The 18,052-nt window shown below is 70.0% G+C and carries 18 protein-coding genes and 2 tRNA genes; 12 read left to right on the forward strand and 8 right to left on the reverse strand.

The window, feature by feature from the left end:
* The first annotated feature begins 54 nt into the window (after positions 1–54).
* A complete protein-coding gene (locus NO998_RS11405) occupies positions 55–675 on the forward strand; it encodes a hypothetical protein (RefSeq protein ID WP_267647324.1) in 621 nt (206 codons plus the stop codon).
* A gap of 42 nt (positions 676–717) precedes the next feature.
* Entirely contained in the window at positions 718–3,087 is a 2,370-nt protein-coding gene (locus tag NO998_RS11410; RefSeq protein ID WP_267647325.1) for a DEAD/DEAH box helicase, read from the forward strand.
* 93 nt (positions 3,088–3,180) lie between these two features.
* Here the strand turns inward: NO998_RS11410 and NO998_RS11415 are convergent.
* Positions 3,181–3,254: transfer RNA gene (locus NO998_RS11415), tRNA-Ile, on the reverse strand.
* A gap of 78 nt (positions 3,255–3,332) precedes the next feature.
* Positions 3,333–3,917: an FxsA family protein gene (locus NO998_RS11420; RefSeq protein ID WP_267647326.1), complete on the reverse strand. Its 585-nt coding sequence runs from the start codon at positions 3,915–3,917 to the stop codon at positions 3,333–3,335.
* 240 nt (positions 3,918–4,157) lie between these two features.
* Between NO998_RS11420 and NO998_RS11425 the strand changes: the two genes are divergently transcribed.
* From NO998_RS11425 to NO998_RS11445, 5 genes are all read left to right on the forward strand, one after another.
* The gene (locus NO998_RS11425; protein ID WP_267647327.1) at positions 4,158–4,556 is read left to right on the forward strand and encodes a DUF5778 family protein; all 399 of its coding nucleotides are present in this window, start codon (positions 4,158–4,160) and stop codon (positions 4,554–4,556) included.
* An 89-nt stretch (positions 4,557–4,645) separates the two neighbouring features.
* Complete coding sequence (hemA, locus tag NO998_RS11430) at positions 4,646–5,911, forward strand: glutamyl-tRNA reductase (protein WP_267647328.1); 1,266 nt, start codon at positions 4,646–4,648, stop codon at positions 5,909–5,911.
* 50 nt (positions 5,912–5,961) lie between these two features.
* On the forward strand, positions 5,962–6,237 hold the full coding sequence (locus NO998_RS11435) for a 4a-hydroxytetrahydrobiopterin dehydratase (protein ID WP_267647329.1): 276 nt from the start codon (positions 5,962–5,964) through the stop codon (positions 6,235–6,237).
* A 34-nt stretch (positions 6,238–6,271) separates the two neighbouring features.
* Positions 6,272–6,667 (forward strand): LWR-salt protein, encoded by a 396-nt coding sequence (lwrS, locus tag NO998_RS11440; protein ID WP_267647330.1) that lies wholly within the window; start codon positions 6,272–6,274, stop codon positions 6,665–6,667.
* A gap of 42 nt (positions 6,668–6,709) precedes the next feature.
* Complete coding sequence (locus tag NO998_RS11445) at positions 6,710–7,357, forward strand: HAD family hydrolase (protein WP_267647331.1); 648 nt, start codon at positions 6,710–6,712, stop codon at positions 7,355–7,357.
* On the opposite strand, the gene NO998_RS11450 is transcribed toward NO998_RS11445, so the two are convergent.
* From NO998_RS11450 to NO998_RS11465, 4 genes are read right to left on the reverse strand one after another with little or no spacing between them, the layout of a single operon-like run.
* On the reverse strand, positions 7,354–8,079 hold the full coding sequence (locus NO998_RS11450) for an SGNH/GDSL hydrolase family protein (RefSeq protein WP_267647332.1): 726 nt from the start codon (positions 8,077–8,079) through the stop codon (positions 7,354–7,356). The two genes, NO998_RS11445 and NO998_RS11450, sit on opposite strands and share 4 nt — an antisense overlap.
* A 2-nt stretch (positions 8,080–8,081) precedes the next feature.
* On the reverse strand, positions 8,082–9,977 hold the full coding sequence (locus tag NO998_RS11455) for a molybdopterin biosynthesis protein (protein WP_267647333.1): 1,896 nt from the start codon (positions 9,975–9,977) through the stop codon (positions 8,082–8,084).
* Complete coding sequence (locus tag NO998_RS11460; RefSeq protein WP_267647334.1) at positions 9,974–11,212, reverse strand: molybdopterin molybdotransferase MoeA; 1,239 nt, start codon at positions 11,210–11,212, stop codon at positions 9,974–9,976. The genes NO998_RS11455 and NO998_RS11460 overlap by 4 nt, the downstream gene beginning before the upstream one ends.
* 59 nt (positions 11,213–11,271) lie before the next feature.
* Entirely contained in the window at positions 11,272–11,985 is a 714-nt protein-coding gene (locus tag NO998_RS11465; protein ID WP_267647335.1) for a class I SAM-dependent methyltransferase, read from the reverse strand.
* 148 nt (positions 11,986–12,133) lie between these two features.
* On the opposite strand from NO998_RS11465, the gene cmk reads away from it, so the two are divergent.
* The 3 genes from cmk to NO998_RS11480 all read left to right on the forward strand — a co-directional run bounded on the left by cmk (position 12,134) and on the right by NO998_RS11480 (position 14,744).
* Positions 12,134–12,712, forward strand: a complete 579-nt coding sequence (gene cmk / locus NO998_RS11470; RefSeq protein ID WP_267647336.1) for a (d)CMP kinase — start codon at positions 12,134–12,136, stop codon at positions 12,710–12,712.
* Positions 12,709–13,611, forward strand: coding sequence for an RNA-guided pseudouridylation complex pseudouridine synthase subunit Cbf5 (locus tag NO998_RS11475; RefSeq protein WP_267647959.1), 903 nt, complete (start codon positions 12,709–12,711; stop codon positions 13,609–13,611). Before cmk ends, NO998_RS11475 begins: the two co-directional genes overlap by 4 nt.
* A gap of 65 nt (positions 13,612–13,676) precedes the next feature.
* Positions 13,677–14,744: a succinylglutamate desuccinylase/aspartoacylase family protein gene (locus NO998_RS11480; protein ID WP_267647337.1), complete on the forward strand. Its 1,068-nt coding sequence runs from the start codon at positions 13,677–13,679 to the stop codon at positions 14,742–14,744.
* Between the two features lies 1 nt (position 14,745).
* On the opposite strand, the gene NO998_RS11485 is transcribed toward NO998_RS11480, so the two are convergent.
* The gene (locus NO998_RS11485) at positions 14,746–15,996 is read right to left on the reverse strand and encodes a mechanosensitive ion channel family protein (RefSeq protein WP_267647338.1); all 1,251 of its coding nucleotides are present in this window, start codon (positions 15,994–15,996) and stop codon (positions 14,746–14,748) included.
* 104 nt (positions 15,997–16,100) lie between these two features.
* Here NO998_RS11485 and NO998_RS11490 point away from each other — a divergent pair.
* Positions 16,101–16,171 (forward strand) — tRNA-Pro (locus tag NO998_RS11490).
* Positions 16,172–16,230: 59 nt separating this feature from the next.
* Here NO998_RS11490 and NO998_RS11495 read toward each other — a convergent pair.
* Complete coding sequence (locus NO998_RS11495) at positions 16,231–16,743, reverse strand: universal stress protein (RefSeq protein WP_267647339.1); 513 nt, start codon at positions 16,741–16,743, stop codon at positions 16,231–16,233.
* 114 nt (positions 16,744–16,857) lie between these two features.
* Here NO998_RS11495 and NO998_RS11500 point away from each other — a divergent pair, with 114 nt between their 5' ends.
* Positions 16,858–17,967 carry a PAS domain-containing sensor histidine kinase gene (locus NO998_RS11500; RefSeq protein ID WP_267647340.1) on the forward strand — a complete coding sequence of 370 codons (1,110 nt, stop codon included), beginning with the start codon at positions 16,858–16,860 and terminating at the stop codon, positions 17,965–17,967.
* The last annotated feature ends 85 nt before the right edge of the window (positions 17,968–18,052 follow it).

The following is an 18,052-nucleotide window of genomic DNA, read 5'->3' on the forward strand; positions in this document are numbered from 1 at the left end:
CGTGAGCGGGCCGCTACCCCGGTGTCAGCTTTATTGCTCTCTCGTGTGCCGTGGATGCCAACGCGCACCATGTTCGAGCACATCGTCTCCACGGTCACGAACAACCCCGTTCGGTACGCCGCGCCGGTCGTCGCCGGCACGTTCCTGCTGATCACCCTCTATCAGGCCGAGAAGGGCCGTCGCGGCCCGGAGACGGAGTTCTGGGAGTTCGTCCGCGGGACGGCTATCCCGCTGCTCGACAGGGCCGGCCGCGCCCTGAACATCGGCTACGCCGCCTACACCGTCGGCTACCACGAGTACGCCGGCACCCTCGACATGAGCGCCGAGGACGCCGAGTCGTTCCTCTACGAACACGGCTTCCGACGGAACCCCCTCTCGGCGTACAAGACGCTCCCGGACGGCCGCGAGGAGGCGGGGTCGTGGGTGTACCGGGAGAGCCTGTTCGCCACCAAACAGCTCCACGTGATGACCTTCGAGCGCGACACAGGCGGGACCGACTGCTTCGCCCACTGGGAGTACTCGGCGATCAACCCCCTGACCGCGCTCAGACACTACCGCGGTAAGGACTACAGCCCGAAGCAGGGCCGCGAAAAGCTCCGGAACCGGCTCCCCGAGGGAAGCCTGACCGAGAAGCCGGTCAAGCCCGGCGAGGCCACCCAACAGGCGCGCGCGTAGGCGAAGGAAACCTCTTTCTCCGTGGCCCCCCCGGTTGGGGTCGTGTCTCAGCGCTCCGACGCCACGGCCCGCGTCGCCGACGTCGTCCCCGAGTTCGCCGGGGCGTTCGCCTTCGAGTCGTTCAACGCCATGCAGCGGGAGGCGCTGCCCGCACTGCTCGACACCGACGAGAACGTCGTCGCCAGCGCGCCGACCGCCTCCGGTAAGACCGCCCTCGCGGAGTTGGCCATCTGTAAGGCGCTCCGGGAGGACGGCACGGCGCTGTTCATCGCGCCGATGCGGGCGCTGACCAACGAGAAGGAGGCCGAGTGGGACCGGTTCGAGGAACTGGGCTACTCGGTGTACGTCGTCACCGGCGAGCGCGACCTCGACCCCCGCCGGGCCGAACGGGCGGACATCCTCGTGATGACCCCCGAGAAGACCGACTCAGCCACCCGGAAACACGAGTCGGCCCGCTACGGCTTCATCACGGACGTCGACTGCGTCGTCATCGACGAGGTCCACCTGCTCGACTCCGAGAAGCGCGGCTCGGTGCTCGAAGTGACCGTCTCGCGGCTCCGCCGACTCTGTGCCCCCCGGATCGTCGCCCTCTCGGCGACGATGCCCAACGTCGGCGACGTGGCCGAGTGGCTCGACGCCCCGCCGGAGAACACGTTCGCCTTCGGCGACGAGTACCGCCCGGTCGACCTCGAAACCGGCGTCAAGACCTACCGCCACGGCGAGAACTCCTTCGCCGACAAGTACCGACGGCTCTACCGCGCCCTCGACCTCGCGAAACCCCACATCAGCGAGGAGGGCCAGTCGCTCGTGTTCGTCTCCTCCAGACAGGACACCGTCCGCGCCGCCGAGAAGGCCCGCGACGAGACCACCGAGTGGGACATCGACATGGGCTCTCGCGGCGAGTACGACTTCCACACCGCCGCCAAGGAGGTCGAGAACGAGACGCTGCGGCGCTCGGTCGTCGACGGCGTCGCCTTCCACCACGCCGGCCTCTCCCGGAACGACAAGGACCTCGTCGAGCAGTGGTTCAAGGAGGGGAAGATCCAACTCCTCTTTTCGACCTCCACGCTCGCGTGGGGGGTGAACCTCCCCGCCCGCTGTGTGGTGATCCGCGACACGAAGTACCACGATCCGCTCGAGGGCGAGGTCGACATCTCGCCGCTGGACGTGCTCCAGATGCTCGGCCGGGCGGGCCGGCCGGGTTACGACGACGTGGGCTACGGCTGGGTCGTCTGTGACGCCGAGGAGGCCGACAAGTACCGCCGCCTGCTCCGGGAGGGGAAAGAGATCGAGTCGACGCTCGCCGACGAGATCGAGACCCACCTCAACGCCGAGGTGGCGATGGGGACGATCCAGGGGCTCGACGACGTGATGTCGTGGGTCGAGACGACGTTCTACTACGTCCGCGCACAGTCGAAACCCGACGAGTACGACTTCGAACACCTTCGCGAGCGCGTGCGCGGGACCGTCGAAAGCCTCGTCGACTCCGGCTTCGTCGAGACCGACGAGGACCTCGGCGTCGAGGCGACGACGCTCGGCCGGCTGGCCTCGAACTACTACCTCCGGCTGGACACCGCCGAGGGCTTCCGCGACACCTGCGAGCGCGACCGGCTGACCGGCGACGACGTGCTCGAAGCCGTCGCCGCCGCCGGCGAGTTCGACTCCGTCTCCGCCCGCCAGTCGGAGACCGACGCCATCGACCGCGCCCTCGACGGCGCCGGCGTCGACACGAACCTGGAGGACGGCAACCGCAAGGTGCTCGCCATTCTCCACGCCGCCACCGACGGCCGCACGCCGAGTGAACTCCGCTCGGACGCGTGGATCATCCGCCAGAACGCGCTGCGCCTGCTCGCCGCGCTGCGGGAGTTCGCCGCTGCCTTCGCGGGCCCCCGAGCCGCGAACCTCGTCCGCCGGATGGAGGCGCGCGTCGAACACGGCGTCCCCCGCGAGGCGGTGGGCCTGACCGCCATCGAGGGCGTCGGCGCCGGCCGCGCCGAAACCCTCGCCGGTGCCGGCTTCACCTCGCCGACACGGGTGGTCGACGTCGGCGCGAACGCGCTGACGAACGCGGGACTCTCCGCGAGCGTCGCCGAGCGGGTCGTCGACGCCGCGCGGGACCTCCCGCTGCTCTCCGTCGACTGGGGCGACTTCCCCGAGACCATCGCCATGGGGGAGAACGAGATGTGTGAACTGACGGTCCGCAACGCCGGCGGCGGCGCCCGTGCGGGGGTTCGCGTGACGGTCAACGGCACCGAGATGACCGAGACGACGGCGTATCTGGGTGACGAAGAGACCGTTCCGGCGCCCGTCTTCGGCGCCGACGCCGACGAACTCCGGTTCGTCGTCGAAGTGAGCTTCCCGGAACTCCCGCTCGCGCCGATCCGCGAGGACCGGACGGTAGAGGTACGGTAGCACGCGACGCTGAACGATCGCGAGAGAACGCTCTCGGGAGTTAGCGACCGAAGTTAGGTGGCTGGGGAGTCAGCCCAATTCGCGTGAATTGGATGGGCCAACGCGGATTTGAACCGCGGACCTCCCGGTTATCAGCCGAGCGCTCAACCTAACTGAGCTATTGGCCCAGGTGAGCGCATTCCTTCGTTGGCTGGCGCATCTGTTAAGGCTTTCTCTTCGCTATCCCGGTGCCCGCGGCCGGTTCTCTACTCGTCTTTGGTCCGGTAGTCGTCCGGGCCGACGTCGTACACGTCGTCGGCCGCCTCGTCGTCGCTCCCGGCGCCGAACGGATCGGACTCGCCGCCGTCGAACGGGTCGTCGTTCCCGCCGAAGGGGTTGCCGTTCGCGTCGCCGACGCCGCCGTCGCCGTCCGGGAAGCCGCTCGTCCAGACGCCGCCGGTGACGAAGCCGTTGGTCTGCTTGTCGAGTTGCGGGATCACGACGTAGCGCTTGAGCACCGACCGGATCGGGTAACGCGTCGGCGGGATCGCCAGCAGGAAGCCGATCGCGTCGGTCACGACGCCGGGGGTGAGCAGGAACGCGCCGGCCGCGATCAACAGCGCGCCGTCGAGCAGTTCGTTCGTCGGCGGCTCACCGCGGGCGGCCTTCTCCTGTATCCGAGCGAGCGTGTGTCGGCCCTCGGCGCGCACGAGGAGCATCCCGATCAGGCCGGTCAACACCACCAACAGCACTGTCGGCACCGGACCGATCTCTCCCGCGACGAACACCAGCAGGATGGCGTCGGCCAGCGGGATCAGGAGGAGCGCCGCGATCACGTACCGGGTTCGCATCACTCGTAGTTCCGGCGGCGGCCGGATAGCCCTTTCGCGTGGCCCAGCGGTGACGTTCCGACATCGGGGGCGGCCGGTGGCCCATTGCCGTTCCGCCAGCGCCGCCGGCCGTCGCCGCGCTGCCGTTCTGCCACCGCGGCCGGCCGTTGCCGCGCTGTCGTTCCGCCACCACGGCCGGCCGTCGCCGCGTTCCCGTTCGCAAACCGCCACCCGTAAATCGCCGCCGCCCACACGTCGCGCATGGCCGACGCCGTCGACGACGACCTCTATCAGCGGGCGAAGCGACTGCTCGAACCCGGCGACATCGAACTCGTCGGCTGTATCGTCCACACCGACCTCGGCGGTGAGCAGGACCTGGAGATGCACGAACTCACCGTGGCGATCAACGACGTGATCGCCGACCACGCCGACAAAGGGGAGAGCTACATCTACGCCGGCAACGACACCGACGAGTTCGCCTCCAACCAGTTCCAGGGGAAGGCCCTCGCCGACGACGCCTTCGTCTGGGAGTGTCAACAGCTCCTGCGCTCGGGGACGTTCGATCTGGTGTTCTACTACGAGGCCGGCGTCGAGCAGGAGGACCTCGCCGACGACCTCGCGGCGCTCGACGACGTCGACCGAGTCACCCTCGTCCCCTGAAACGCGCTCCCTCGCCGTATTCGGAAGCTTTTACCCCGGGCCCGGGTTACCTTCGCCGAGAGAGTCCCGTGACTGGAGTGATCACTGGGGTGAGTGTCTCCCACACGCTCGCCACCGTCGAGGAGGTGGAGTCGGCGGCGCCAGCCGACGCGAGTGCGGCCGCAACCCGACTGGCCGCCCGCGACGGCGTCGCCGAGAGCGTCGTACTCGCCACCTGCAACCGTGCGGAGGCGTACGTCGTCACCGACACGGCCGCAGACGGCGCGGCGGCGCTGTCCGACTTCGCCCCGGAGGTCCGCGAGGGCGCGGTGACCCGCCTCGACCACGAGGGGGCCATCCGCCACCTGATGCGCGTCGCCTCCGGACTGGAGTCGCTCGTTCTCGGGGAAGACCAGATCATCGGGCAGGTCAAGGACGCCATCGAGCGCGCCCGCGAGGACGGGACGCTCGGTCCGGTACTGGAGGAAGCGCTGCTGAAGGCCGTCCACGTCGGCGAACGCGCCCGGACCGAGACTGCCATCAACGAGGGAACCGTTTCGATGGGGTCGGCCGCGGTCGAACTCGCCGCACGGGAAGCGGACCTCGACGAGGCCACGGCGCTCGTGTTGGGCGCCGGTGAGATGGGCACCCTCGCCGCCCGTGCGCTCGCCGGCGCCGGCGTCGAGCGCCTGATCGTCGCCAACCGAACCGTTCCCAACGCCGAACACGTCGCACAGGACGTGAGCGTCGACGCCGACGCGGTCGGGCTGGAGGCGGCCGCCGACGCCGCCCACGAGGCGACGGTTGTCGTCGCCGCCACCGGCTCCCCGGACCCGGTGCTCGACGCCGCCGAACTCCGCGGCGCCGACACCGTCTGTGTCGACATCGCCCGCCCCCGCGACATCGACCCCGAAGCCGCCGACATCGACGGCGTCGTCGTCCACGACATCGACGACCTCGAAGCCGTCACCGACGCCGCCCACGAGCGCCGACGCGCCGAGGCCCGACAGGTCGAGGCGATGATCGACGCCGAACACGAACGCCTGCTCTCCTCGTTCAAGCGCGCCCGCGCCGACGAGGCGATCCGCGGCATGTACGAGGGCGCCGAACGGATGAAGGGCCGCGAACTCGACCGCGCGCTCACCAAACTCGACGCGCAGGGCGACCTGAACGAGGACCAGCGCGAGACCGTCGAGGCGCTCGCCGACTCGCTTGTCTCACACCTGCTCGCTCCCCCGACCCGGAGCCTCCGTGAGGCCGCCGGCGAGGACGACTGGACGACCATTCGGACCGCGATGGAGCTGTTCGACCCGACGTTCGACGCCAGCGACGCCGAGGGCGCCCCCGGCGCCGTCGACGAAGCCGCCGGGGAGTAACGCCCCGTCCCGACCGAGCTTTTTGGTGTTCCGGCCCCTATTACCCCGCTATGGCCGAACTACTCGACGAGGACGAACTCGACGGCCGGCTCCCGGACGGCTGGGAGCAGGACGGCGACGAGATCGTGCGAGTGTACGGGTTCGACGACTACCTCAGCGGCGTCAGCTTCGGCACCGACGTGGCCGAGATCGCCGAGGAGGAGTTCCACCACCCCGAGATCGTCCTGCGTTACGACGAGGTGGAGGTCCGCTTCACCACCCACGACGCCGGCGGGATCACCGAGAAGGACCTCCGACTCGCCGCGCTCTGTAACGACGCGTACTGATGACCCGGCGCCGTCGACCCCCGGCGGGGCGCCGATGAAGGCCGCGTACACGTTCTCGGCGGTGTTCCGAGTCCCTGCCGGCGGAACCTCCCTCGATCCGGACCGCTTCGAGACCACGCTCCGACTGTTCGCGCCGCCGCCCGGTGTCGAACCCGGCCCCGAGCGCATCGACTGGCTGTTCTTCCGGGACCGGCTCTGGCACGGCGATATCGGCGACGAGGCGCCGCTCCGGGAGCGCGTGAGCGAGTGGCTCGGCGTCGAGGTGGTCTCGCTTTCGTTCTCGGAGCTTCGAGCCGACGAGGCCTACCTCGACGCGCTCCGCGAGGAGATCGGTCGGGACCTCTCGCGGTTCAACGCCGACAGCACCGATCAGGTGCTCCACCAGTACCTCGGCTCCTCGGTCCACGTCGTCGATGCGGATGCGGTCTGAGCGGAGCAAAGCACTTACCCGCGAACCCGCTACTTCCCGTCCATGTACGACTTCTGGCTCCTCGACCTCGACGGTACGGTCGTCGACGTGGAGCCGCGCTACCGCTACGAGGTCTTCGAGGCCGTCGGCGACCGGCTGGGCCGGTCGTTCACCGACCAGGAGGTCGAGACCCTCTGGCACGGCCTCGGCGGCCCCCGTAGCGAGAAACTGGCGGCGATGGGGCTCGACCCGGGTACCTTCTGGCCCGCCCTCCACGAGGCCGAGGACCCCGGCGCCCGCGCCGAGGCGACGTACATCCACGACGACGCCGCTGCCCTCCTCGATGACCTCGACCAGGCTGGCGTCCCGGTCGGCGTCGTCACCCACTGTGCGCCGTTCCTCGCCGACCGCGTCGTCGACGACCTCGGCCTCCGATCGCGCTTCGACGCGTTCGTGACCTGCTCGGACGACCTCGGCTGGAAGCCCGACCCCGAGCCGGTCCGCCACACGATGAACGAACTCGGCGTCGGAAAAGCAGGATCGGGCGTGCTGGCCGGCGACGGCCCCAGCGACGTTGGCGCGGCGTGGAACGCCGGCCTCGACGCGGTCCACGTCGAGCGCCACGGCCACGACAATCGCGGGCAGTGCGTGCTCGCCGACCACCGCGTCGAACGGTTCACCGACCTCGACGACGCCGTCCTCGGCGGCTAAGCGTCGAGCGCCGCCGCCGCGACCGGGTAGATCAGCTCCAGCCACAGGTCGTACTGCTCGGCCGCCGGGTGGAGGTCGTCCTCGGCGATCAGTTCCGGGCTCCCGACGACTTCCTTCGACGGCGGCACCACGTCGACGAGCCGGGCTCCCGCGGCCTCGGCTTCCCGCTCGATGATGTCGTTGTACGCCGTCAGCCGGCTCCCGTGCTCGCCCGGCTGGTTCTGCTGGCCCACCGGGGTGAGCGTGTAGTCGGGCACGGTGATCACGACGACGCTGTCGGCCGACGGGGCGAACCCGACCGCTCGCTCAAGCGTGTCGGCGAACTTCGGCCCGAACTCACCGGGCGGCTGGCTCTGGAAGCAGTTGTTCGCGCCGATCAGGAGGGTGACGAGGTCGTACTCGTCGGCGAGGCCGACCCCGGATTCGGCCTTATCGATCGCCTCGTTCAGGTCCCCCGTCGTCCAGCCGTTCTCGGCGATCACGCGCGGGTCGGCGACGGTGTGTCCCGCCTCGCGACGCTTCTCGACCAGTTCGTTCACCCAGCGGTCCTCGTTTGCCACGCTCGTCCCGACGGTGTAGGAGTCCCCGAGCGCGAGGATCCGCTCACCAGCCGGCGTCGCCGTGCCGCCGCTGCCGGGCGCCGAGCAACCGGCGAGCAGCCCCAGCACGCCGGAGAGCAGCCCGCCGCCACCGAGCCGGAGTGTCCGTCGGCGTGAGGGCACGGTCACGAGTCGCTGAACCCCGGCAGGTCGGCGAACAGCTCGTCGATCCCGGCGAGTGCGGCTTTCAGGTCTTGGACTCCCTGCTTCTCGACGCGCTCGGGGTTGGCCCGGACCCGAACGGTCTGGGTGTCGACCGGGACGAAGCCGAGCCCGAGTTTCTCGGCGGTCGCGCGCAGCCCCAACCCGGCGTCGGCCTTCCCGTCGAGAACCCGCCGTGCGGGGCTCTCGTGGGCCTTCAGCGTGAACTCGTAGCCGTCGATGGCGTCCTGCAGGGCCGCGGCGTCCGTATCGCGGGCCGCCGCGAGTCGATCCAGTTCGGCGTCGGCGCTGGCCCGCAGCCCCGTGGCCGTATCGAGGTTCACGAACCGCAGGTCAGCGTCGGCGAGCGAGCCGAAGCCGTCGACGCCCTCGGGGTTGCCGTCGGGGACGATCAGCCCCCACTCGCGCTCCCATGAGCCGAGGCCGACCGACTCCACCTCGCGCCGGACCGGGCCGGCGACGACGGCGGCGTCTGGCAGGCCGTCACGCAGTCGCCGCAGGCCCTCACGGGAGCCGACGGCGAGGAACCGACTCGACGGGAGGCGGTCGAGCAGCCGCGAGAACGCGGGGTCGTCCTCGCCGAACGCGAGCACCGCGGGGGTGCGGACGCTCGGGGAGAACAGCGTGACCGTGACCGTCTCGCCCGCAGCGAGGTACTCGGTGTCGGCGTCGACCTCGACGACGCCGTCGGCTTCCACGAGGCTCGTGGTCGCGCCCGAGCCCTTGTCGACGGGGTAGACCAGCGTCTCGCCGGCCTCGTTCTCGACCAGCCCGACCGGCATCATCCGGGTGCGACCCTCGGTGTAGCGCTCCTCGGCCGCGAGGGTTCCTTCAACGGTCGCGGTTCGGGGCTCGGGCACGCCGGCCGCCCGGCGGATCGCCGGTGCGACGAACGTCCGGAAGATGGTGAGCGCCGAGACGGGGTAGCCCGGCAGGCCGACGTAGGCGCTTTCCTCCAGCCGGCCGACGAGCATCGGCTTGCCCGGCTTCACGGAGACGCCGTGGAGCAGCAGTTCGCCGCGCTCCTCGATCACGCGGTAGACCACGTCGACGGCCGACGCCGACGTCGACCCCGAAGAGAGCACCAGATCGCACTCCTCGGCGGCGGTCGTCAGTGCCTCCTCCATCACGGCCATGTCGTCGCCGGCGTGGGGGTAGAGCTTCGCCTCGCCGCCCGCCTCTTCGACGCCAGCGGCGATGGTGTAGCTGTTCACGTCGTAGATCTGGCCGGCGTCGCTGTGGAGTTCCTCGCCGGGCCGAACCAGTTCGTCGCCGGTCGAGACGATCCCCACGGTGGGCTGGCCGCGGACTTCGATCTCGTCCCGCCCGAGCGCCGAGAGCAGACCGATCTCGCGGGAAGTCAGTTCGGTTCCCGGCCCCAACGCGCGCTGGCCGGCCGCGATGTCGGCGCCGGCGGGCATCACGCTGTTGCCGGGGGCGACGGAGGTGCGGATCTCGATCGCTTCCCCCTCGCTGCCGGCCTCGGCGGTCTTCTCGACCATCACGACGGCGTCGGCGCCGTCGGGCAGCACCGCGCCCGTCGAGATTTCGGCGCACTCGCCCTCGCCGACGAACACGTCCGGCTCGCTGCCGGCGTGGACCTCCCCGACCAGTTCGAGGATCGCCGGGTCGGCCTCGTCGGCGCCGAAGGTGTCACTCGCCCGGAGCGCGTAGCCGTCCATCGACGCGCGGTCGAAGCCCGGCACGTCGAGGTCGGCGTCGACGCGCTCGGCGAGGATCCGGCCGCGCGCCTCGGCCAGTTCGACGGTCTCCGGTTCGGGTTCGAGATCCAGCGAGGCGATGGCCTCGTGGGCCTCGGCGGGCTCGGCGAGGTCGCGGAACTCCTTCCGGTCGCTCATCGGTCGCCCTCCCAGTGCTGCACCGCGACGATCTCGTCGCCATCGATCCCCTCCGAGGCCTCCGGAACGACGACCCAGCCGTCGGCGAGCGCGACGCTCGACAGCACGCCCGACCCGGAGACGCGGGTCGGCGTCGCCGTCGGCACGGGGTCGCCCTCGTGGTGCTCCAGCCGCACGCGGGCGAACGTCCGGATCCCGGGCTCGCTGGCGATCTTGCGCTCCAGCCGCGCCTCCGTCGTCGGGTGTGGCGGTACCGGCGCGTCGGTCAAGCGCTTGACCGTGGGCCGGAGGAACTGCACGGCGTTGACGATGGTCGCCACCGGGTAGCCCGGCAGCATCAGGACGGGGGTGTCCTCGACGACCGCGAAGCCGAACGGGTGGCCCGGCTTGAGCGCGACGCCGTGGACGACGATCTCGCCGAGCTCTTCGAGCACCTCGGGCAGCAGGTCACGCTGCCCGACCGAGGAGCCGCCGGAGGTGACCACGAGGTCGCCGTCGAGACCCGAGCGGATCGCCTCTTCCAGCGCCGTCTCGTCGTCCTCGACGGGCGCGAGTTCGGTCGCCTCGCCGCCCCAACGCTCGACGAACCGCGCGACGGTGAGGCCGTTGGTCTCGATTGTCTCGCCGGGGCCGGGGTCGGCCTGGACCAGTTCGTCGCCGGTCGGGATCACCGTCACCTGGGGTCGCTCGAAGACGGGAACCTCGGTGAGTCCGACGGACTTCAGGAGGCCGAGGTCGGAGGGTCGAAGCACGTGGCCGGGGTCGTAGAGGTGCTGCCCCTCGCTCACGTCCTCGCCGGCGTCGGCGACGTTCTCGCCCTCGGCGACGGCGCCGAACACCTCGACCTCGTCGGCGATGGCCTCGGCCTGTTCGATCATCACCACGGCGTCGGCGCCCTCGGGGAGCGCGCTGCCGGTGTGGACCCGCAGGGCCTCGCCGTGGCCCACGGTGCCCTCGGTCGGTTCCGCGTCGACGGCGCGCAGGACTTCCGGCGAGCGGTCGGCGGCGCCGAAGGTGTCCTCGGCCCGGACCGCGTAGCCGTCCATCGCCGCCCGCGGGGCGGAGGGGACGTCCGCGGGCGACGCCACCGTCGCCGCGAGCGTGCGGCCGTCTGCGTCGGCCAGCGGGACCTCCTCGGCGCGGCCGTGGGGGTCGACGGCGTCGCGGAGCGCCGCGAGCGCGTCGTCGACCCGGGTTCGCTGCTTGAAGCCGGACTGCTTCCGGTCGGTGCTCATTAGCCCGGGATAGCGCCCCCGTGGTCAAAAAGCCGGTACACCTCACCCGTCGAAGCGTCCTACTCCGGCAGCGTCATCGCCACGCTGTACATCCGGCCCTCGTCGCTGCGCTTGGTCGCCTTCGCCAGCCGTTCGGCCTCGTTCACGAGCGGCTTCCCGATCGGGTCCGGCAGCGACCCCGCGTAGCCCCGAACCTCCGCGGTGTGGGCCGTGAGGTGCCCCTCGCTCCACGGCACCGGTTCGAGGATCGACGTGGTGCGGTCGTGCTCCCAGCCGTGGCCGCCGAAGAGGCGCCGCAGGCCGTCGTCGGGGTAGAACGTCAGCGCGGCCCGGGCGTTCGCGAGTTCGGCGGCGGCGTTCTCGACGGCGAACAGCTGCCGGACCGGCGAGTCGGGTGGCATCGGGTCGTAGTCGTCGACGACCAGCGTCGCGCCGGGGGCGGCGACTCGGCTGAGTTCGGCGGCGATCGGCGCCGCGGCGTCGTTGGGCAGGACGTTGAACAGCGCGTGGGCGGTGATCACGTCGACGCTGTCGTCGGGCAGCGCCAGTTCCCGGAGGTCGGCCTCGATCAGTTCGAGGCGGTCCTCGTCGGGGAACCGCTCGCGGACGCCGTCGGCGTGGTCGGCGCGGTCGGTGACGGCGTAGACGTGCTCGGCGCCGGCGGAAAGCAGGCCCGCGGTGGCGTTGCCGACGCCAGCGCCGGCTTCGAGACAGACCCGGCCGGCGACGTCGCGGTCGGCGAGGGCGGCGGAGACGGAGTCGGGAACGTTCATGCTCGCCGGTGGACCGGGGCGGCCAAAGCGCTGGCGACGTGCTGGACCGGCCGCCCGCTGCCACCTGCCGCCCCCGCTCGCCGTGCAGCCACTGCCGCTCCCGACCGCGAACGGCAACGATTTTCCCCCTCTACACGCGAGTAGCGCTATGTTACTCACCGTCTCCGGCCCGCCGGGCAGCGGGAAGAGCACGAACGCGGAACTGCTGGCGGAGCGATTCGACCTGGAGTACATCAGCGGCGGCGATATCTTCCGTGAACTGGCCGACGAGCGGGGCTACACCCCCGTCGAGTTCAACGAACTCGCCGAGGAGGAAGAGCAGATCGACAAGGACCTCGACCGGCGACTGCGGACCATCGCCGCCGAGCGCGACGACGTGCTGCTCGAGTCACGGCTCGCGGGCTGGCTCGCGGCCGAGAACGCGGACCTGCGGTTCTGGCTCGACGCCCCGCTGGACGTGCGCGCCGAGCGCATCGCCAGCCGCGAGGACAAGACCGTCGAGGAGGCCCGATCGGCCACCGAGCGCCGCGAACGCAGCGAGGCCAAGCGCTATCTGGAACTCTACGATATCGACATCGAGGACCTCACCATCTACGACGCCGCGTTCAACACCGCCCGGTGGGGCGAGATGACCGTCCCGGACCTGTTGACGCAGGCCGTCGAGCGCTACGACCCCGACCACGACGAGGGGAAACAGCCCGTCGAGGGCGTCCGCTACGACTTCTGACCGTGAGCGACCCACTCCGCGACCCCCCGGGCGAGCGTTCCCTCGACGCCCTGCTGAACTTCGGCGTCGTCAACCTCGACAAGCCCGCCGGCCCCTCGGCCCACCAGGTCGCGGCGTGGGTCCGGGACCTCGTCGGCGTCGACCGGGCGGCCCACGCGGGCACGCTCGACCCGAAAGTCACCGGCTGTCTGCCGACGATGCTCGGCGACGCCACCCGGCTCGCGCCGGTGTTCCTCGAAGGTGCCAAGGAGTACATCTCGGTGCTGGAGATCCACGGGCTGCCGCCGACCGACACGGAGGCGACTATCGCGGAGTTCGAGGCCGACGTGTATCAGAAGCCCCCGCGCAAGAGCGCCGTCTCCCGCCGGCTGCGCTCCCGCGAGGTCTACGAACTCGATATGCTGGAACTGAAAGACCGGCAGGCGCTGCTCCGGATCCGCTGTGAGAGCGGCACCTACATCCGCAAGCTCTGTCACGACATCGGGCTGGCGCTCGGCACCGGCGGGCACATGGGCCACCTCCGCCGGATCGCCACCGACCCGTTCGACGACACCGACCTCGTCACCCTCCACGATCTCGCGGACGGCCTCGCGTGGGCACGCGAGGATCAGTTCGAGGAGTACCTCCGGGAGATCGTCGCGCCCGCCGAGCGCGCGATGGAGCACCTCCCGTCGGTCACGATTGCCCCGAGCGCCGCCGTAGAAGTCGCGCAGGGTGCGCCCGTTTACGCGCCGGGCGTGATAGAGGTGGACGACGCAGCCGCCGCGCTCTCACCGGGCGACGACGACCTGCTGGCGTGTTACACGCCCGACGGTAGCGCGGTCTGTCTCGGGACGCTCGTCGGCGACCCCGACGCCGAATCGGGCGAGGTCGTGAGCCTGCAGCGCGTGTTGGTCTGATCGGGACTCCCGGCAACCGCCGCCAGAGCCGTAGCTTCTTCCCCCGCCCCGCCACAGCCTCGGGCATGGATATCGGCACCGCGACTGCGGCACCCGGCGAACTGGCCCGCGGCCACCTCGAACTCACCGACCTCCCGACGGGCGTCCCCGAACGACTGCCCGTCATCGTCGCCAACGGCGAGGAAGACGGCCCGACGCTCTGGATCACCGGCGGCGTCCACGGCGACGAGGCCACCGGGGTCGCGGTCACGCAGGACACCATGCGCGAGGACCTCCCCGAGCGGATTTCGGGCGCCGTCGTCGCCGTGCCCGTCGTCAACCCCGCCGGCCTGCGTCGGAACGCCCGGCAGTCCTACTACGGCAACGACGACCCGAACCGGAAGTTCCCCGACCCCGAGAGCGACTCCGACCAGCCCGCCGAGGTGCAGGAACGCATCGACGAGCGCCTCTACGACACCATCGTCGACTCCGCCGACGCGCTGATCGACAACCACACCGCCGGCGTGAACTCCTTCCCGTTCGTCATCCGCGACCGCGTGCTCTACGGCGAGCGCCGGACCGAGGACGAGGCCGAGGAACTGGCCGAGGACCTCGACGCGCTCGTCGAGGCGACCGGCCTCCCGCTGCTGACGGAGTACCCCGCCGAGGAGTACGTCGAGAAGGCGCTCCAGCGATCGACCGCTGGCGCGGTCTGTAACGCCGCGGGTATCCCGGCGTTCACTACCGAACTCGGCGGCCACAGTGTCGTCACCGAGTCCACCCGCGAGGCCGGCGTCGCCGCCGCCTACGGCGTGATGGACGAACTCGGGATGCTGGAGGAGTGGCCCGAGGAGGTCGCGGAACCGGGCTCTTTCGAGTCGCCGGTCGACTTCCCCGTCCGGCGGTTCCGCGGCCCGCGGACCGAGACGGCCGGGCTGGTCCGCCACCGCGTCGAGGCCGGTGATGTCGTCGAGGAAGGCGAGGTCGTCGCGGACATCACCACCGCCGCCGGCGAGCGGTTGGACACGGTCGAAGCCGAGCACGACGGCTACGTCATCGGTCGAAAGGAGGGGTTGGCCGCCTACGAGGGTGACGCGGTGTTGAGCATGGCAGCCCGCGACGACGGCCCGCTGGTGGCGCCCCGCGACTCGTAGCTCAGTTGTTTCCGTCCTCGTCTTCGTCCTTGTCGGGCGGGTCGGGGGCGTCGTTGCCGTTGGAGCCCTTGGGGGCCGGTGCCTGCTGGGGTTTCTCCTGACCGACGCTGAGGTCCTGCGTCGCCTCCTTTCTCTTCTCGCCGTTGCCGTTTCGCTGCTGGCCGTTCTCCTTCTGGTGGCCGTTCTGCGTGCTCCCCTTCGTTTCCGTCTTCGCGCCCGAGCCGTCGTCGAAGTCCACGGCCTCCTCCAGCGTCTCGGTCACGGTTTCGGCGACGCCGACGTCCTGTTTCTTGCGCTCGGCGTCGAGCGTTTCGGGGTCGACGGGGAGTTCGACCTCGGAGTGGTGGTCGATCTTGGTCTCCTCCTCGGGGGAGAGTTTGTCCGAGTCGATGTTCGCCACCTGCATCTGTCCCGCGATCGCGGTCGTCTCGTAGGGCATCGAGATGTTCTCTTTCCCGAAGCGGCTCTTGATCCGCGAGACGAGGTCGTCGCGGGTCTCGACCATCGTGTCGTGGTCGGAGGTGTCGATCCAGACGGCGAGTTTCATGTCGACCCACGAGGCGCCGAGGCCGGTGACGCTGACTCCCGGCATGGGGTTTTTCATCACGCTCGGGATCTTGAGCGCCTCGGCGACGGCGACGCGCTTGACGATCTCCAGGTCCTCGTCGTAGCCGACGCCGATCGGGACCACCACCTTGATCCGGTCCTTGTCGTTGTGGTTGGTGATCGCGCTGTTGCCCAACTCGGAGTTGGGGACGACGATGGTGCGGTTCTCGAAGGTGCGAACCCGGGAGACGCGGATCCCGACCTCCTCGACGATACCCTCGTTGTCGCTCCACTCGACCCAGTCGCCCACCTCGAACTGCGGGTCGGCGATCAGGAACAGGCCGTTGGTGAGGTTCGAGATGATGTCCCGCGAGGCGACGCCGACCGCGAGCGTCCCCGCGGAGATGATGGTCGCGGTGCCGGTGATGATGCTGTTTGCGTCGGCGAAGTGCAGCCCGACCCAGACCCCGACGATGAACCCGGTCACCTCCACCACCTGCACGACGAGCTGGCGGACCGCGGGCTCGACGACGATCCGTCGGTACTTCAGCAGCCACCGGAGCACCGGCTTGACGGCGTACCGGGCGACCAGATACACCATCAGGAACCCGAACAGGAACTCCAGAGCCGAATCGAAGAAGGTGCCCAGCGCGGACGGCTCCACCGGGAGCCGGCTGAACACGGCGTCGGCGACCGAGAGGATCATGCCCGGGTTCACTCAAGCCACACGGATAACGTTCTGCGTGACCCCGACCTCTCGGGGGGACGAAGCGAAGCGCTTAATTGCTGGACGGCGCTGTTTCTAGGTACGGGACCGTAGGGTAGTGGTATCCTCTGCGGATGGGGTCCGTAGGACCTGAGTTCGAATCTCGGCGGTCCCACTTTTCGACGAACTCGAAACGGCAGCACGAGCTCTCGCGGTTCGATCGTCCGTCCCCGTCTACCTCGGTCGGTTCCGCTCCCCCTCGTAGAACGTCGTGTGCGGTGACGACTCCTTCACGCGATCCACTTTCGAGGGGCTCCGGTTCCGGACGATCAACACGTCGTAGGCGTCGTCGCTGGCGATGCTGCCGCCGACGCTGGTGACAGACACCGTCAGATGGCCCGCGTTCTCGCTGCCCAGCACCACGAGGGAGGCGTCGGCCTTCCGCGCCGCCCGGCGGACGTGTTTGGCGATCGTGCCCGCGGAGGCGTGTTTCCCGACCACCTCGTACTGGAACTCCGCCCGCGGCGCGAGCGCGTCCACTCGCTTGTGCAGGCGCTCGACCACCGTCTCCACGTCGAAGGACTCGTCGGCGTCGAGTAACCCGACCTCGCGGGCGTGGGTGACGTCAGCCCGCGGAACCACGCTCACCGCGACCACCCCCTCCTCGAACACCGCGTCGAACTCGACGGCGCGGACCAGCGCCGCCTCGGCGAGTTCGGAGCCGTCGAACGGCACGACAAGTGTCATACGGCGCTTTAGTCACCGACTGGCAAGAATCTGTCCGAGCGGACTTATACGGCCGGTTCTCGGCTGTGATAGATGATCCAGAGATGATTTACCACTCGGAGTTCACCGGACGGTGTGACGAGCCCGCTCCCGACAGGAATCACGACGGCGGGTGTCGACGCACTGCCCGTGGAGATCGCCATCCTCGACGCCGAGGGCACGATCACGCTCGTCAACGAGGCGTGGCGACGGTTCGCCGACGAGAACCACGGCACCCACGGGCGCTATTGGATGGGGGAGAACTACCTCGAGATCTGCCGGCGAGCCCACGCCGACCCACTCGCCGCCGCGGCGGTGGAGGGGATCGAAGCGGCTCTCGGTGGCGACGACGGGCCGTTCCGGCTGGAGTACCCCTGCCACTCGCCCGACGAGCACCGCTGGTACGCGATGGAGGTCTCGGGGTTCGACGCCGACGGCAGTCGCTACGCCGTCGTCGCACACATCAACATCACCGAACGAAAGCTGGCGGAGCTCCGATCGACCGCCCGCGAGCGGCAACTCGAGACGCTGCTCACGGTGCTCACACACGACATCCGGAACCCGCTGAACGTCATCGAGGGGTACGCCGACCTCCTCGCGACCGATCTCGACCACGCCGACGAGGCCGCGCGCATCCGGCGGGCGGCCCTCCGGATCGCCGAGATCACCGAGGCAACGCTCTCGTTCAGCCAGTCGGGAGCGCTGTCGACGGTGAGCCCGGTCCGGATCGAGGAGGTGGCCCGCGAGGCGTGGACGAGGGTCGACGACGCCGCGGCGTCGCTCACGGTCGTGAACCCCCCGACCATCCACGGCGACCGACGGCTCCTGATCCAACTGTTCGAGCGACTGTTCCAGAACAGCGTCGAGCACGGTTCGACCGGTCCCCGGACAGCACACGGGGACAACACCGAGCCCGGTGGCACGAACGGGGAGGCGCCTCCCGACCCCGATGCCGGCGGCGACCCCGCGATCACCGTCGGCTCGCTGCCCGACGGCTTCTACGTCGAGGACGACGGGCCCGGAATCCCCGAAGAGATCCGGGAGGTGGCGGTCGTGGCGGACTTCTCCACCCGGGGAACCGACGGTCTCGGGCTTGCCATCGTCCAGTCTATCGTGCAGGCCCACGGCGGCACGCTGACCATCACCGACGCCGTCGGCGGCGGTGCCCGGTTCGAGATCCGCGGCATCGACGTGGCGCCGGTGTGAGGGGCTCGCCTGGGGACGTTTCAGGTGGCTGTACGGTCGAGTCACGTTTATGGCCCATGCCAACGTCCAACACGATCAGAGGTTT

Source organism: Halolamina litorea, assembly GCF_026616205.1.
GTDB classification, from domain to species: domain Archaea; phylum Halobacteriota; class Halobacteria; order Halobacteriales; family Haloferacaceae; genus Halolamina; species Halolamina litorea.

Excerpts from the sequence above, each read along its gene's own strand:
- cmk (WP_267647336.1), top strand. The coding sequence starts at position 12,134 with ATGTTACTCACCGTCTCCGGCCCGCCGGGCAGCGGGAAGAGCACGAAC.
- NO998_RS11455 (WP_267647333.1), bottom strand. The coding sequence starts at position 9,977 with ATGAGCGACCGGAAGGAGTTCCGCGACCTCGCCGAGCCCGCCGAGGCC.
- NO998_RS11405 (WP_267647324.1), top strand. The coding sequence starts at position 55 with ATGCCAACGCGCACCATGTTCGAGCACATCGTCTCCACGGTCACGAAC.
- NO998_RS11480 (WP_267647337.1), top strand. The coding sequence starts at position 13,677 with ATGGATATCGGCACCGCGACTGCGGCACCCGGCGAACTGGCCCGCGGC.
- NO998_RS11460 (WP_267647334.1), bottom strand. The coding sequence starts at position 11,212 with ATGAGCACCGACCGGAAGCAGTCCGGCTTCAAGCAGCGAACCCGGGTC.
- NO998_RS11465 (WP_267647335.1), bottom strand. The coding sequence starts at position 11,985 with ATGAACGTTCCCGACTCCGTCTCCGCCGCCCTCGCCGACCGCGACGTC.
- NO998_RS11485 (WP_267647338.1), bottom strand. The coding sequence starts at position 15,996 with ATGATCCTCTCGGTCGCCGACGCCGTGTTCAGCCGGCTCCCGGTGGAG.
- NO998_RS11420 (WP_267647326.1), bottom strand. The coding sequence starts at position 3,917 with ATGCGAACCCGGTACGTGATCGCGGCGCTCCTCCTGATCCCGCTGGCC.
- NO998_RS11425 (WP_267647327.1), top strand. The coding sequence starts at position 4,158 with ATGGCCGACGCCGTCGACGACGACCTCTATCAGCGGGCGAAGCGACTG.
- NO998_RS11495 (WP_267647339.1), bottom strand. The coding sequence starts at position 16,743 with ATGACACTTGTCGTGCCGTTCGACGGCTCCGAACTCGCCGAGGCGGCG.
- NO998_RS11445 (WP_267647331.1), top strand. The coding sequence starts at position 6,710 with ATGTACGACTTCTGGCTCCTCGACCTCGACGGTACGGTCGTCGACGTG.
- NO998_RS11435 (WP_267647329.1), top strand. The coding sequence starts at position 5,962 with ATGGCCGAACTACTCGACGAGGACGAACTCGACGGCCGGCTCCCGGAC.
- lwrS (WP_267647330.1), top strand. The coding sequence starts at position 6,272 with ATGAAGGCCGCGTACACGTTCTCGGCGGTGTTCCGAGTCCCTGCCGGC.